Genomic DNA, 16,427 nt, shown 5'->3' with positions numbered 1-16,427 from the left:
AGGAAAAGAAATGTCTGAAAAGAAAGAAAACACTTCAACTCAAGAAGTAAAAAAGAAAAAAGTTTCTTCTCCTGCTTCAAGTTTTAAGGTAGTAGTTAGAGAAATTGTCAAGGATAAAATTGCACTTACTGCATTTATTATCATTGTTTTAATTCTCTTGTTTACTTTTGGAGGATCATTATTCTTAAATTCTGAAAAGGTTACCGAAACAAATATTATTGATGCTTACATGGGATGGGGCATGAACGGTCATCTGTTTGGCACTGATGATGGTGGTCGTGATATCGTTAACCTTCTAATCATGGGTGGACGCAATTCTATCTTGATTGGTTTAGGAGTTACCGCCGTTTGTGAAATTGTTGGTTTGGTAGTTGGATTAGTTTCTGGATATTATGGTGGTTATGTTGATGCAATTATCATGAGAATAGTTGACTTCGTTCAAGTCCTACCTGCTATGCCAATTGAAATTGTTTTAGTAAGTGTTATTCCGCACTATAGTCCTTTGAGTTTAGTATGGATTATCTCGATGTTCGGTTGGACAACCACTGCAAGATACTTTAGAGCATTTGTTTTGTCACAACGTGGCAGAGATTATGTTCTTGCCTCAAAGACTTCGGGTTCATCTGATTTAAAAATTATGTTCCGTGAGGTTTTACCGAATATTACTTCAATGATAATCATTGATGTTGTTTTGACAATTGCAAGTAATATTGGTGTTGAAACAACACTTTCCTTTATTGGCTATGGTTTACCATCAACAGTTCCTTCACTTGGTACCTTGATTGGTTTTGCTAACGATCCAGTTAACGTTGTAAGTCGGCCTTGGCTTTGGCTACCTGCTACAGTTATGTTGTTAGCAATTTCATTAAGTATTAACTATGTTGGACGTGCATTACAGCGGGCCGGTGATGCAAGACAGAGGGAAAACTAACTTAATAGTAAAAATAACTTCGTTGTTAAACGAAGTTATTTTTTGGATTTAATTAGAAAGTTAATTTTAATTTATCTATACATTAATGCTTATAAATTTATAAGTATTGGAACTTAAACTAACTTATGCTAAAATATACTTATTAGCTTATTCCAAGAACACACGGGATTATTCATTAATTAGATAGGAGTTTTAATAATATGAATAAGACAAAAATTCTTCGCGCAGCAAGCATTGCTTCAGCTGTCGCGTTGACTTTGGTAGCCTGTGGCAAAAATAGCAATACTGCTAATAACCAAAATGCTAAAACGGCAAGTAAATTTCCTCAAGCAGTACCTGTTAAAGAGGCTAAGCAGGGTGGTACTTTGAAGTATGCTATTAAGACAGATACACCGTTTACAGGTATTTTTTCTGACGAACTTTCTACAACGGCAATAGATAGCTCAGTAGCTGAGCCAGGAGAAGAATCATTATTTGATACTGATGATAGTTATAAGATTACAAATAAAGGTCCGGCTACAATGAAGCTTGACCGTAAAGCTAAGACTATCACAATTACTGTTAAAAAGGGTGTTAAATGGTCCGATGGTAAGCAAGTAACCGCTAAAGACCTTGAATATCCATATGAAATTCTTGCTAATAAAAAAACAAAGGCACAGAGATATAGTAATCAGCTGGAAGAGATTGAAGGTGTAAAAGAATACCACCAAGGCAAGTCAAAGACAATATCAGGAATCGAAATGCCTGATGGTGATAATGGTCGTACGGTTATTTTACATTTTAAAGAAATGAAGCCGGGAATGTTATACAGTGGTAACGGTTATTTCTGGGAAAACGCAGCCCCGTATCATTATTTAAAAGATATTCCATTTGAAAAATTACAATCTTCTGACCAAATCAGAAAAAAGCCATTATACTTTGGACCGTATAAGGTAGAAAAAATTGTTCGTGGACAATCTGTAACTTGGGTTTCTAATAAATATTATTGGCGTGGTAAACCAAAACTAGATAAAATTGTTTCGCAAGTAATTTCACAAAATTCTATTTCGCAAGGTATCAAGAGTCGCAAGTTTGATGTCGCTGAAGTTGTTAATGACCAATGGAATGAGGTTAAAGACACAAAAGGCGTAAACTTTGTTGCGCAAATTCCTCTTGCATATCATTACATTGGTTTTAAAGTTGGTAAATGGGATGCTAAGCAAGATAAAAATGTGATGAATCCTAAAGCAAAAATGAATAATAAGGCTTTGCGGCAGGCAATGGGCTATGCAGTTAATGTTGATTCTGTCGACCAGCATTATACCTCCGGTTTAAGCTTTAGAATCCCAACCTTAATTCCCGCTCAATTTGGCGATTATTTTGACAAGGATGCCAAAGGATACAATTATAATTTAAAGAAGGCTAATCAACTTTTGGATAAAGCTGGCTATAAGAAGAAGGGCAAGTGGCGTGTTCAACCTAATGGCAAGCCATTGACTATCAACTTCATGGCTATGACTGGAAGTTCAGCTCAGGAGCCAACGGTTCAAAATTATATCCAACAATGGCAAAAGATTGGTCTAAATGTAAAATTGCTTGGAGGCCGGTTAACTGAGTTTAATTCATTTTATGACAAGATTCAGAATGATGATCCACAAGTAGATGTTTACATGGCAGGTTGGAGTTTAGCTAGCGAACCATCACCAGCTTCATTGTATGGTGAAACTTCGCCAATGAATTATTCTCGCTTTGCAACGTCTAAAAATAATAAGCTTTTAAAAGAGATTGATTCACAAAAGTCCTTTAATCATAGTTATCGGGTAGAAAAATTCCATCAATGGCAAGAATACATGAATGATCAAGCTTATGTTTTACCATTGGATAACTCTTATAAAGTGATTGCAGTTAATAATAAACTAACTGGGTATTCAACTAAGCCGTCAGATAATTCGAATGGTCATCAATTATGGTATAAAGTTGGCTTTATTAAGTAATTAAGCAAATAAGATTAAGTACAAGATACTTCTAGAACTAGAAAAAACTAGTTTTAGAAGTATTTTTTTGCATAAATTAAAGTAAAATTATATTTATAGCTTTAAATATGGTAATATTTAATAAATAGTTAATTATAATTAAAAAGGAGTGTAGTATAATGACCAAATTAAAAACTATCGGTTCGGTTGGTATTGTCAGCATGGCTGCTCTAACCTTAGTTGCCTGTGGTAAAAATAATCAAAGTAATAGCAATGATGCAAAGACAGCAAGTAAATTTCCTAGTTCTATGCCTAAGAAAGCCGCTAAACAAGGAGGAACAGTTAAGGTAGCTTTAGAAACTGATACACCTTTTACTGGTATTTTTTCTGATCAATTAGCTACAACTTCTTTTGATGCACAGATAGCTTCACCAGGTGCAGAATCACTATTTGATACGGATGATTACCATAAAATAAATGATAAGGGACCAGCAACCATTAAGATTAATCAAAAAAATAAGACAATTACGATTACGTTAAAAAAAGGTGTTAAATGGTCAGATGGCAAGCGTGTAACAGCTAAAGATCTTGAGTATCCTTATGAAATTTTAGGCAATAAAAAAACAAAGGCACAGAGGTATTCGACTAAGCTGGAGGTCCTTAAAGGACTGAAAGAATATCATGAGGGTAAAGCAAAAACTATTTCAGGAATTGAATTGCCAGATGGTGATAATGGCTTACGGATGATTTTACATTTTTCATCGTTAAAACCCGGGATGTCATTTAGCGGCAATGATTACTACGTTGAGTCTGCTGCGCCTTACCATTATTTAAAGGACGTTCCATTTAATAAGCTCGAGTCTTCAGATAAGATTAGAAAAAAGCCACTTTATTTTGGCCCTTATAAATTAGCCAAATTGGTTCGCGGTCAATCAGTGACATGGATCCCCAACAAATATTATTGGCGCGGAAAGCCGAAGTTAGCCAAAATTGTTTATCAAGTAGTTTCACCTAATTCTGCTTCGCAAGCGATTAAATCGCATAAGTTTGATATTGTTCAGGTAGTTAATTCGCAATGGAAAGAGGTAAAAAATACCGAAAAAGTAAAATTTATCGCGCAAATCCCGTTGTATTACAGCTATTTAGGCTTCAAAGTGGGGAAATGGGATGCTAAAAAAGGCAAAAACGTCATGAATCCTAATAGCAAGATGAATAATAGGTCATTGCGGCAGGCAATTGGCTATGCAATGAATATTGCTGCGGTTAATAAGCGCTACACTAATGGCTTAAGTTTTCAGATTCCAACTTTAATTCCCAAACAATTTGGTGACTTCTACGATCCTAATGTCAAAGGCTTTACGTACAATTTAAAGAAAGCAAATGAACTTTTGGATAAGGCCGGATATAAGAAAAAAGGCAAATGGCGTGTTCAACCTAATGGCAAACCATTAAAAATTAACCTTTTGGCCATGTCAGGAGCTGCAACCCAGGAACCGATTGTACAAAATTATATTCAGCAGTGGCATAAAATTGGTTTAAATGTTGGTTTGCTCAATGGTAGACTCACTGAAATAAACTCGTTCTACGACAAAGTTCAAAATGATGATCAATCGGTTGATATGTTTATGGCTGCATGGGGACTTTCAAATGAGCCGTCGCCTAATGGTCTATATAGTGAAGGTGGTCCGGCAAACTATACTAGATTTGTTACTGCCGAAAACAATAAACTAATTGATGAGATAGACTCAGAAAAAGCATTTAACCACAAATATCGTGTGCAAAAATTTCATGAGTGGCAAGAGTACATGTTTAAAGACGCTTACGTTATTCCAATGTACAATGCATATAAAATTTATGCTGTTAATGATCGTCTTACTGGATATTCTCTTAAACCAGCTGAATCTAATAATGATCATCCATTATGGTACCAAGTTGGCTATGTTAAATAATAATAGTAGCACTAAAATAGCAAAATCAAATACTATCTTAATATAGATTAAAAAATAAATTAAATAAAAACTAAGATTTTTATTGATATACTAATTTTATGTGTTAAGATTTAATCATTAACTTGTTTCAAATATTACCAGCGTGAAATTAGAAGGAGTTAAAATTATGAAAAGTACGAAATTTTGGGGGTCACTTGGTGTAGTTAGTGCAGCTGCGCTAACGTTAGTAGCCTGTGGCAAAGGCGGTAATTCGGCTAATACCGATGATACTAAGCAAGCTAGCAAATTTTCCCCTGTAGTACCAAAGAAGGCTACCAAGGAAGGCGGAACAGTTAAGCAAGCTATCGAAACTGATACACCATTTACCGGTATTTTTGCTAGTGAATTAACCACAACCCAGACCGATATGGATGTTATGGAGCCTGGTCTTGAGGGCTTATTTGATGTTGATGACGATTATCGAATTAATGACAAAGGCCCAGCTACCATGAAACTTGATCGTAAAAACAATACAGTTACAATTGTGGTTAAAAAGGGTGTTAAGTGGTCTGATGGCAAGCAAGTTGTTGCTAAAGATTTGGAATTTTCTTATGAAATCATGGCCAATAAAGCAACCAAATCGCAAAGATATACTAGTTCGATTGCCTCAATTAAGGGGATGAAAGAGTATCATGACGGTAAAGCCAAAACTATTTCTGGCTTAGAAATGCCAGATGGTGAAAATGGTCGTAAATTAATTATTCACTACGATAAATTAAAGCCAGGTATGTATAATAGTGGTAATGGTTACTTTAGTGAAAATGCCCAACCTTATCACTACTTGAAAAAGGTACCATTCAGTAAGCTGGAATCATCAGATCAAATTCGAAAAAAGCCGATGTTCTTTGGCCCATACAAGGTAGATAAAGTTGTTCGCGGTCAATCAGTTACTTGGTCACCTAACAAATATTACTGGCGTGGTAAACCAAAGCTAAACAAGGTTATTTGCCAGGTAGTTTCTACTAAATCCGCCTCTCAAGCAATTAAGAGTCAAAAATTTGACGTTGCACGTGTAATTAACTCACAATGGAAACAGGTAAAAGATACTAAAGACGTAAACTTTGTTGCTAAAATTCCTTTGGAATATTCATACCTTGGCTTTAAAGTTGGTAAATGGGATGCTAAAAAGGGTAAGAACGTCATGAACCCGAACGCCAAGATGAATAATAAATCTTTGCGTAAAGCTATTGCGTATGCTATGAATATTTCACAGGCAACCAAACGCTATACTGGTGGCCTGACTTTCCAAATACCAACTTTGATTCCGGCTCAATTTGGTGACTACTTTGATAAGGATGCCAAGGGCTACGATTATAACCTTAAGAAAGCAAATGAACTGCTAGACAAAGCTGGTTATAAGAAGAAGGGTAAATGGCGGGTTCAGCCGAACGGTAAACCATTAAAAATCAAAATCTTGGTTAGCGAGGGGTCGGATCCAAGTAAGGAACCTATTACGCAAAATTATATTCAACAATGGCATAAAATCGGCTTAAATGTCAGTTTGATTAACAATCGGTTGATTGAATTTAATTCTTATGTTGATAAAGTTCAAAATGACGATCCCGAAATCGATATGTTTACGGGAGCTTGGTCCTTGTCAAGTGAACCGTCACCAAATGACTTATATGGTGAGGGCGCGCCATTTGATATGACTAGATTTGTCACACCAGAAAATACTAAACTACTTAATGCAATTGATTCAGAAAAGGCATTTGATCATAAATACCGTGTTGAACAATTCCACAAGTGGCAAGAATATATGAATGAAGAAGCCTACTGCATTCCGATGACTAATTCATATCAAATTACTGCAGTTAACGGCAAGATTACCGGATACTCGGTTAAACCATCAGATCTTAACGATAAATGGTTTAAAGTTGCATATGTAAAATAAGATTTTAAAAGAGTCTGGGAAGAAACTAGCTCTCTAAGCAAAAAAGAAGCAGCCAAAACACTGAAAAAAGTGTTTTAGCTGCTTTTTGCTTCTTTCTACCCGCCAAAGTTGACTATTAGGACCACTCCTTTGCCAATATTTTTTCAAATTCATGGTCATTAGCATTAATCCTAGATCATTTTCAACTTTTGCTTGCCCTCTTAGGTGAACCCGGCGCATGCCAAAAACGTGCTTCAAATGGCCAAAGACCGGTTCTACATCTATCTTGCGTTGACCATAAATCCGTTTGCTGGTTTTGCTTTGAAGAGCTGCTTGGGCCTGGGCTTTGAAATACTGCCAGGTGGGATTGTAATTGAGCTGGCGCTGGCGCCCGCTGGGCGTTTTAGCTAGAGCAGTTTTGGCCGCATTTAGCTGAAACTCATCTGCTTCATAGACTTTAAACTGACGGGTAAAGCCGTAACGATCGTGTCTAGTCGAGTAGTGCTTAAAGTTGAAGCGCACGCCCTGATGGTCTAAGTAATAATCCTCGGTTTCATCATAATACCAGTTGTCTAACTTAGTCGGGTCATGACGATACTTGCGCTTCTGTTCTTTTTCATAAGTAGTGTAAGGAATTAAAAGTTGCTTGCCAAAGTGGTCGGTTAGCTCAGCGTAGTTATACTCGCTGCCGTAGCCCGCATCAGCGACAATTGTATCAAAGTCGCCTAAAACGGCCAGCTGTTTAAGAAAAGGTACCAAAGTTCTGGTGTCAGTTGGGTTAGGATACAGTGCATAATCAATAACATACTGATTGCTGGTCGCAACCTGCAGATTGTAGCCCGGCTTTAGCTGCACGTTAAGCATCGGGTCTTCCTTCATCCGCATAAAGGTGGCGTCGTGGTCAGTCTTAGAGAAACTATTGCGACCCTTAAAAAGTGCTTGGTATTCTTCATACTTTTGGGCACGCGGCTGATAGTCGCATCGGATTCGGTGAAACAGCTTTTTTAAGCGCCGCCGTTTTTGCTTCTGCTTAGATCCGCCGGGGATTGCTTTCAGCTCATTGGCAATCACTTGGTCAAGTCGCTCGACCTCTACTGCAACTTCATTGGCCAGCTGGTTTAGCCCCTGACTGCTCTGCACTTCTTCGGCTGCCATGGCCTTAACCACTTCTTCCTCCACTAATTCTTGGTAGAGTGCCAATGCTTCATCCTGCAATTTAGCTTGGAAGCGGTCAACGACCTTGCGCCAAACAAAGGAATACTTGTTGGCATCAGCTTCAACCTTGGTACCGTCAATAAAAAGGGCATGCTCATAAACCAGGCCCTCTTCTTGAAGTAGGTGGTTAAAGTAAAGGAAGCACTTTTTAATCAGCTGGTTGGCGTGCTTGCTGGCACGAAAGTTATTAATCGTGTGATAGGACATGGTCTGCTGGTCAGCCAAATACATCATAGGCAGATTTTCAGTTAGCATCTGGGCAATCTTGCGCCCGGAAAAGACCTTGCGGCTATAGGCAAAAAGCAAGATTTTAAGCATCCGGGCCGGATGGTAGGCTGGACGGCCAGTAGCAGAAGACTCACCCTCAAGCACAGCTAGGGGAATAGAGTCAACAAACTGACTAATGGCATGAACGAGATGATTTTGCGGAATAGTAAAGTCTAAATTAAGTACTAAAGCAGTCTGGCCTGTGGTATAATTTTGGTACATTGTTTTTGGTCTCCGTTCTATTTGAAGTTGGATAATTAAATAATAACAAGACCAAGAAAGAATGTATACAGAAAAAACGTTGAACTAGTAAGTTCAACTTTTTTTTAATGGTCTAAGAAAATAGTTTCTTCCTAGACTCTTTTTGTTTGATTAAAAATATAAAAGACAAAAAGCATGTAAAATTAAGCTTAAATTAATTATTATGTTGCAATTTTCATTTATAATGATATTATTTAATTATTAACTTGTTTCGAACACTATTAAATTTAATAATAAAGAAGGAGAAACTCGTTTTATGAAAAAGGGTAAATTTTTAGGTTCGTTGGGAGTTGTTTCAGCTGCTGCTTTAACATTAGTTGCCTGTGGTAAGAGCAGCAGTACTAGTAATGAAGGTGCAAAAACTGCCAGCAAGTTTCCAATCGAAACGAAAACTAAGACTGCGAAACAAGGAGGTTCGATTAAAGTTGCTGAAGTAGTTAATACACCTTTTGTTGGCGTTTTTAATGAAGAATTACAAATGGACCAACCTAGTGCAGACGTTTCAAGTCCTGGCCAAGAATCATTATTTGATACGGATGATCATTACAAGATTAATGATAAAGGCCCCGCTACCTTAAAGCTTGATCGTAAAGCTAAAACCGCTACGATTACAATTAAAAAGGGCGTAAAATGGTCTGATGGCAAGCAAGTAACTGCCAAAGATATTGAATATGCATACGAAATTATTGCCAATAAGGCAACTAAATCACAACGTTATGCCTCCCAATTTAATATAATTAATGGTATGAAAGAATACCACGAAGATAAAGCCAAGACCATTTCTGGGATTGAAATGCCTGATGGTGAAAACGGTCGCGTTGCAGTATTACACTGCAAGGAATTAAAACCAGGAATGTATTACAGTGGTAACGGTTATATCTGGGAAAACGCTGCACCATATCATTATTTAAAAGATATTCCATTTTCTAAACTTGAGTCTTCTGATCAATTAAGAAAGAGACCTATATTTTTTGGACCATATAAAGTACAAAAAATTGTTCGTGGTCAATCTGTAACCTGGGTTCCAAATAAGTATTATTGGCGGGGGAAACCAAAATTAGATAAAATTACATATCAAGTGATTTCGCCTAACTCATCTTCCCAAGCAATTAAGAGTCATAAATTTGACATTACACGTGTCTCCAATGATCAATGGAAAAACGTTAAGGATACTAAAGATGTTAACTTTGTTGCACAAATACCACTTTATTATGGTTATTTAGGCTTTAAAGTGGGTAAATGGGACGCTAAAAAGTCGAAAAATGTTATGAATCCTAAATCTAAGATGAATAACAAATCATTACGTCAAGCTATTTCTTATGCTATGAATACTGATGCTGTATATAAACATTATACTGATGGACTTAGCTTTCAAATACCAACTTTAATTCCAGAGCAATTTGGTGATTATTTTGATAAAGATATTAAAGGATATACTTACAATTTAAAGAAAGCCAATCAACTCTTGGATAAAGCCGGCTATAAGAAGAAGGGTGAATGGCGTGTCCAGCCAAATGGAAAACCATTAAAGATCAATCTTTTGGCAATGTCAGGAACGGCAATTCAACAACCTCTTATTCAAAACTTTATTCAACAATGGAAGAAAATTGGATTGAATGTTAGTTTAGTTAATGGTCGTTTAACAGAATTTAATTCTTTCTACGACAAGGTACAAAATGATGACCCTAGCGTAGACATGTTTCTTGCTGCTTGGGGCTTGTCAACTGAGCCTTCACAAGAACAAATGTATAGTGAAGGGACAATGTCCAATTACTCACGTTTTGTAACACCTGAAAATACGAAACTGCTTAAGGAAATGGACTCTCAAAAAGCCTTTGACCATAAGTACCGTGTCGATAAGTTCCATGAATGGCAGAAGTACATGTTTGATGAGGCTTATGTTGTACCTACAATGAACAGATACCAAATCGATGCTGTTAATAGTAAGATTACTGGCTACTCATTGAAACCATCGAAATTAAACAATGGTCATCAATTATGGTACCAAGTTGCTTTTGCTAAGTAAGATTAAAATAATTTTTTGTAATCAATTTTGAAGAGCAGAGAAAAGATCTCTGCTCTTTTTGTTTGCGATTTTAATAAAACCAATAATACAGAATAATTATAATTATATGAATAAAGCCATTATATTTTTCATTTTTGATGATATTATTTAATCAATAACTTGTTTTTAATACTCAATTAAAAAATAGTAATTAATAAGAAGAAACACGTTTTATGAAAAAAGGTAAATTTCTAGGTTCACTGGGATTTGTATCCGCAGTAGCTGTAGCTTTAATAGCTTGTGGTAAAAGCAAATAATAGAAGCAATGAAGGTGCACAAACTGCCAGCAAGTTTCCGATAGAGACAGAAAATAAAACTGCAAAACAGGGCGATACAATTAAAATAACGCTATAGTTTGATACACCATTTACTGGCATTTTTAATAAAGAATTACAAATGAATCAGCCTAGTGCAGATGTATCTAGTCCTGTAAAGAATCCCTTTTTGATACTGACGATCATTATAAAATTAATGATAAAAGAGCAGCTACATTAAAATTAGACCGTAAAGCCAAAACCATTTCTGGAATTGAAATGCCAGATGGCGAAAATGGTCGTGTAGTAATATTACACTGCAAAGAATTGAAGTCCGGTTTGTATAACAGTGGTAATGGCTATATTAGGGAAAACGCAGCATCATATCATTACTTAAAAGATATTCCATTTTCAAAACTTGAAGCTTCTGACCAAGTTAGAAAGAAACCATTATATTTTGGCCCTTATCAAGTTCTAAAAGTGGTTCGTGGACAATCGCTTACTTGGGTTCCCAACAAATATTACTGGCGGAGCAAACCAAAATTATTTATCAAGTCGTTTCACCAAAAACTGCTTCGCAGTCAATCAAGAATCATAAATTTGATATTGCTCGGGTAGTTAATAGTCAGTGGAAGGAAGTTAAGGACACTAAAGACGTAAACTTTGTTGCTCAAATTCCTTTGGCATATTACTACATGGCATTTAAAGTAGATAAATGGGATGCTGAACAATCAAAGAATGTCATGAATCCAAAGGCCAAGATGAACGATAAATCTCTTCGGCAGGCAATGGGGCAAAGCAGGCCTAAACGTTAAATTAGTCGGTGGTTGCTTGAGTGAATTTAATTCCTTCTATGATAAGGTTCAGCATGATGATCCTAAAGTTGATGTCTTTTTAGGTGGATGGACGTTATCAAGTGAACCATCACAAGAACAACTTTATAGCGAAGAACTATGCAAAACTACTCTCGGTTTGTTACTCCTGAAAATACCAAACTGTTGAAAGAAATGGATTCGCAAAAAGCCTTTGATCACAAGTACCGTGTCGAAAAATTCCATGAATGGCAAAAGTATATGAATGATGAGACATATGTTATACCAACTTATAACCTATATCAAATTGATGCACTTAATAGCAAGCTGACTGGTTATTCGTTCAAACCTTCAAAGATAAATAACAGTCATCAATTATGGTATCGCGTTGGTTTTGCTAAGTAGAAAGCAATTTTTCTGAATAAGCAACAATTAAAATATTTAAAAATTAAGAAAACTATTGCATAAAGTCTGTGTAATAGTTTTCTTTTTCATTTTCACTTACAAAAACTGGTATAATTTATAAAGAAAAAGGGGTTGAAAAGATGGTCAGTACGAAATTTATTAATCAATTAAAAACAAAATATAAAATTAGATTTAATAACCCAAATTTATTAGAAGAAGCTTTCACTCACTCTTCATACGCCAACGAACACCCGGGAGATGGCGTGCGTGATTACGAAAAGCTTGAATTCTTAGGCGATGCAGTACTTGAATTGGCTATTTCAGATTATTTATACCGCAACTTTCCTCAGCTAAATGAAGGCGAATTGACTCGCATGAGGTCTAACATTGTTGATACCGAAGGCTTCGCTGAATTCGCTCAAAAATTTGGCTTTCCAGCAGAAATAAATCTAGGTCATGGTGAAGAAAAAGCAGGTGCTCGTTCACGCAAGACACTTTTGGAAGATGTATTTGAGGCTTTCAACGGTGCCCTTTTTCTTGATCAGGGCATAGATGCAGTTGAACACTTTTTGAGTTTGACAGTTTTTCCGTTGATTGATGCGGGTAAATTTGATGCCTCTCGCGATTATAAAACTGATTTGCAAGAATTTTTACAACAAGATGGTCCAGTAAAAATTGAGTACGAAGTGTTAAAAGAAGAACAAATGCCATCACGATTTACCGTTCAACTGGTAGTTAATGGTAAAGTATTATCACAAGGCAAAGGACATAATAAAAAAGCTGCGGAACAAGAAGCAGCACGTGCAGCTTTGCGTAATCTCAATTAGGGGGGTGAGTACTTGCCGTTAACAGAACTTATTATTGATGGTTTTAAATCTTTTGCAGAAAAAACCAGAATTAAATTTGATACAGGAATTACCGGCATTGTTGGACCAAATGGTAGTGGTAAAAGTAATATTACGGAAGCTATTCGCTGGGTAATGGGTGAATCCAGTGCAAAATCACTCCGGGGTTCGAATATGAAAGATGTGATTTTTGCTGGAAGTGAATTTCGTAAGCCTGCTAGCCATGCCGAAGTGTCGATGATCTTTGATAATCATAAACGTGAACTTAATTTTGATGAAGATCCAGTTATCATCTCTAGGCGTATCTTACGTTCAGGCGATAATGAATATCTGATTAATAAACGTAATGTTAGACAAAAAGATATTCGAGCGCTTTTCTTAGATTCAGGGATTTCGCAAGATAGCTTAGCCATCATTTCTCAAGGTCGGGTTGATCAAATCTTGAATTCGCACCCTGAAGACCGCCGGGGGTTATTTGAAGAGGCCGCGGGAATTTTACATTTTAAAAAGCAAAAAGAAGAAGCGAGAGTTCAACTTGAGCAAACAACTGATAACTTGGTTCGGATTAATGATTTAGTAAAAGAACTTGAACAGCGAATTGAACCTTTACATGAGCAAAGTTCTCTTGCAAAGGAATACCAATTTCAAAAAGATGGCTTGGATCAAGAGCTGAAAACACTTTTAGCCTTTGAAATTGAGAATTTGGATATTCAAAAAAAGTCCGTTCAAACTAAAGCTGAGCAAAATCAAGTTCTTTTGTCAAAGCTTGATCGCGAAGTCAAAGAATCGCAAGCTGCAGTGGCTGCTAAAAGGGATGAATACAAAGAAATTAGCGGGCAGCGTGAGCAAATTCAAGAGGAATTGCTGGCTTTGACAAAGAAACTTTCCGAAATAAATACCAGTTTACAAGTAGCTGAGCAAAGTAAACAGTATAGTGAAGCTACTAAAAAAGAATATGAATCTGAATTAGTTGATTTAAAAAAGCAAGTGGTAACCTTACAAAATGAATGTTCTGAATTAAGCGAAAATAAGCAAAGTTTAGCTGCTGAACAAAAGCTTTTGCAAGACCAACGGACAGAATTAACTAACCAATTAGATGAAAATCCGACTAAGTTATCACAAAAATTAGATGATTTAAGAAGCGATTATATCCAACTTTTGCAAGATCAGACTTCTAATAATAATGAAATTGTTTATTTGAAATCTGAACTAAAACGGACGGCTGAAAATGACGAATATCAAAATGATGATGTTGCTGCTCAATTGCAAAAAGCAACTTTAGAATTAGACAGATTGCGTGAAACTGGCAAACAACTGAAGGAAAAGCATCAAGCAGAAAAAGACCTGGTTAATGCATTAACAAGTCAGCAAGCGGAAAAACAGGAAAAATTAGCTGATTTGCGGCAAGTTGTCAATACCAATAGTCAGCGCTATAGTCAGATAAATGCTCGTTATGAAGCTTTAGAAAACATTCGTAAGCGGCACGAAGGATATTATTATGGGGTTAAAAATGTTCTTAATAATTTACCGAACTATCCTGGCGTAATCGGTGCGATTGGTGAGTTAATCTCCTTTTCAGCTAAATTTGAAGCTGCAATGGCCACTGCACTTGGAGGCGGTGTGCAAGATTTAGTTACCACCACGAAGACAAGTGCCCGTGATGCCATCAATCAACTGAAAAGTAGCCATTCTGGTCGTGCAACGTTCTTACCGCTTGATAGTTTACGAGAAAATTCCATCCCGCCTTCAACAGTTAAAATTATCGAATCTTATGATGGCGTTCAGGGAATTGCTAATCAGTTAGTAGAAAATGCCACAGATTATGATATTACACCTGCTATCAATTATTTATTAGGCAGTACGATTATTGTTGATACAATTGACAATGCCATGAAAATCCGTCAGAGAATTGCTCGCTACCGAATTGTTACGTTAGATGGTGACGTCATTTCGCCTGGAGGCTCAATGACTGGGGGAACGCGAAACCAGAAAAATAATTCGCCACTGCAAACCGTAACTGAACTTAATCAATTACAAAAAAGCCGGGTTCAATTAAAAAAGCAGTTAACAGAAGATCAAACTGTTTTTACCGCCTTAGCTGCTGAAAGTGATGCTTTAAACCAAAAAATTACCGAAAATCAAAAGAAACAGCAGGATTATAGCCGTGAACTTGGTGAGGCAGTTCTTTCCTATCAAAACCAAGAAAAAGAAGTCAACCGCTTAAAGGCGGCTAATCAGTTATTTGAGGTTCGTAAAAAAGAACGCGATGAACAAGTTGTCGAGCTTAAGGAAAAGATTGCCAAAGCCGAGCAGCAAAAGGCTAGCTTTGTTAAACAAATTGAACAACAAAAAGCGGCAATTAAAAATATCCAGGATCGAATCGAAAACTTTACCGCTCTAAATCAAAAGGTTCAGGAAAAATTAGCTGAACTTGATCCACAGATTGCAGTTTATACCAATAAACTAGAAAATCTGACCAAGCAACAGTCAGATAAAAAACGTGATTTAAATCAGCATGAAAAACAAATTACTGCTTTAACTAAAAAGTTGGCGACGCTCAATGAGAGTGGCCAACTTGACCAGCAAAAAAAGCAGCAAATGGACGAAGAGCAAAAAAATGGAGCGGTAAAAAAAGAGCAGTTGCAAACGCAGTTAAGTCAATTAAGTTCCCAATTAGGTAAGGCTGATGCTAAAATTACGCAGCTAGACCAAGTTGCTAGCAGAAACTATGATTTACGTAAAGATGCTGCGGCAGAACAAGAAAGCTTTTCCGTCAAAATTGCACAGTTAACTAGTCAAATCGATCAGCGCTTAGATCAACTAAGTAAAGATTATTCGTTGACATTTGAGGCAGCTTTAGCCCAAGCCGACTGTGAAAATGATGAAGAAACCCGTCAGCGACTGCAAAAAAGTGTCAAATTGCATAAAATGTCAATTGAAGATATTGGTCCGGTAAATATTAAGTCAATTGAAGAATATGAAGACGTTAAGAAGAGATATGATTTTCTGAACAACCAGCAAAATGATTTAATCAAGGGGCGCGATAATTTGCGGGAATCAATGGCAGAACTTGATCAAGAAGTTTCTGCTAGGTTTAACGCCACGTTTAGCGCTGTATCTGAGAGTTTCACGCAACTATTTCCTGTAGTCTTCGGCGGAGGGAATGCGAAACTTGTTTTAACCAATCCAGATGATATGTTAACGACGGGTGTCGAAATTATTGCGCAACCGCCTGGCAAGAAATTGCAGCGACTAAGCCTACTTTCGGGAGGGGAAAGGGCACTGACTGCTATTACATTATTGTTTGCTATGCTGAAATACAAACCAGTACCATTTTGCGTATTAGATGAAGTCGAGGCAGCACTTGATGATGCTAATGTAACGCGTTTTGCTAAGTTTTTAGAAGATTATGATATGCATACGCAATTCATTGTAATCACGCACAGGCGGGGCACGATGGAGCGTGCTGACCAATTATATGGCGTTGTGATGCAGGAGTCTGGTGTATCGCAGGTACTTTCCGTTTCATTAAAAGAACTAAAAAATGAGGTAAATTAAC

At 36.7% G+C, this 16,427-nt stretch carries 8 protein-coding genes and 1 pseudogene; 8 read left to right on the top strand and 1 reads right to left on the bottom strand.

The features are described from left to right. Positions 1-10 precede the first annotated feature (10 nt). The 4 genes from J3U73_RS03395 to J3U73_RS03380 all read left to right on the top strand — a co-directional run bounded on the left by J3U73_RS03395 (position 11) and on the right by J3U73_RS03380 (position 6,765). Positions 11-931 carry an ABC transporter permease gene (locus J3U73_RS03395; protein WP_220268122.1) on the top strand — a complete coding sequence of 307 codons (921 nt, stop codon included), beginning with the start codon at positions 11-13 and terminating at the stop codon, positions 929-931. 200 nt (positions 932-1,131) lie between these two features. After that, on the top strand, positions 1,132-2,904 hold the full coding sequence (locus J3U73_RS03390) for an oligopeptide ABC transporter substrate-binding protein (protein WP_267409554.1): 1,773 nt from the start codon (positions 1,132-1,134) through the stop codon (positions 2,902-2,904). Between the two features lie 158 nt (positions 2,905-3,062). Continuing rightward, a complete protein-coding gene (locus tag J3U73_RS03385) occupies positions 3,063-4,832 on the top strand; it encodes an oligopeptide ABC transporter substrate-binding protein (RefSeq protein WP_267409553.1) in 1,770 nt (589 codons plus the stop codon). A 166-nt stretch (positions 4,833-4,998) separates the two neighbouring features. Beyond that, positions 4,999-6,765: an oligopeptide ABC transporter substrate-binding protein gene (locus J3U73_RS03380; RefSeq protein ID WP_267409552.1), complete on the top strand. Its 1,767-nt coding sequence runs from the start codon at positions 4,999-5,001 to the stop codon at positions 6,763-6,765. 33 nt (positions 6,766-6,798) lie between these two features. Here J3U73_RS03380 and J3U73_RS03375 read toward each other — a convergent pair whose 3' ends face one another. Continuing rightward, on the bottom strand, positions 6,799-8,448 hold the full coding sequence (locus tag J3U73_RS03375) for an IS1182 family transposase (protein WP_267409551.1): 1,650 nt from the start codon (positions 8,446-8,448) through the stop codon (positions 6,799-6,801). A 295-nt stretch (positions 8,449-8,743) separates the two neighbouring features. Between J3U73_RS03375 and J3U73_RS03370 the strand changes: the two genes are divergently transcribed. From J3U73_RS03370 to smc, 4 genes and pseudogenes are all read left to right on the top strand, one after another. Next, the gene (locus J3U73_RS03370; RefSeq protein ID WP_267409550.1) at positions 8,744-10,513 is read left to right on the top strand and encodes an oligopeptide ABC transporter substrate-binding protein; all 1,770 of its coding nucleotides are present in this window, start codon (positions 8,744-8,746) and stop codon (positions 10,511-10,513) included. Positions 10,514-10,725: 212 nt separating this feature from the next. Further along, a pseudogene (locus tag J3U73_RS03365) lies at positions 10,726-12,023 on the top strand (ABC transporter substrate-binding protein). 140 nt (positions 12,024-12,163) lie between these two features. After that, positions 12,164-12,850: a ribonuclease III gene (gene rnc, locus J3U73_RS03360; protein WP_267409549.1), complete on the top strand. Its 687-nt coding sequence runs from the start codon at positions 12,164-12,166 to the stop codon at positions 12,848-12,850. A 12-nt stretch (positions 12,851-12,862) separates the two neighbouring features. Further along, positions 12,863-16,426, top strand: coding sequence for a chromosome segregation protein SMC (gene smc, locus J3U73_RS03355; protein WP_267409548.1), 3,564 nt, complete (start codon positions 12,863-12,865; stop codon positions 16,424-16,426). Position 16,427 lies beyond the last annotated feature (1 nt).

Source organism: Lactobacillus sp. B4005 (assembly GCF_026536045.1).
GTDB classification, from domain to species: domain Bacteria; phylum Bacillota; class Bacilli; order Lactobacillales; family Lactobacillaceae; genus Lactobacillus; species Lactobacillus panisapium.
This window is presented reverse-complemented; position numbering and strand designations above follow the sequence as displayed.

What these genes read in the sequence shown, in the direction of transcription:
- J3U73_RS03375 (WP_267409551.1), bottom strand. Translation starts at nt 8,448, where the DNA reads ATGTACCAAAATTATACCACAGGCCAGACTGCTTTAGTACTTAATTTA.
- J3U73_RS03370 (WP_267409550.1), top strand. Translation starts at nt 8,744, where the DNA reads ATGAAAAAGGGTAAATTTTTAGGTTCGTTGGGAGTTGTTTCAGCTGCT.
- rnc (WP_267409549.1), top strand. Translation starts at nt 12,164, where the DNA reads ATGGTCAGTACGAAATTTATTAATCAATTAAAAACAAAATATAAAATT.
- J3U73_RS03385 (WP_267409553.1), top strand. Translation starts at nt 3,063, where the DNA reads ATGACCAAATTAAAAACTATCGGTTCGGTTGGTATTGTCAGCATGGCT.
- J3U73_RS03395 (WP_220268122.1), top strand. Translation starts at nt 11, where the DNA reads ATGTCTGAAAAGAAAGAAAACACTTCAACTCAAGAAGTAAAAAAGAAA.
- J3U73_RS03390 (WP_267409554.1), top strand. Translation starts at nt 1,132, where the DNA reads ATGAATAAGACAAAAATTCTTCGCGCAGCAAGCATTGCTTCAGCTGTC.
- J3U73_RS03380 (WP_267409552.1), top strand. Translation starts at nt 4,999, where the DNA reads ATGAAAAGTACGAAATTTTGGGGGTCACTTGGTGTAGTTAGTGCAGCT.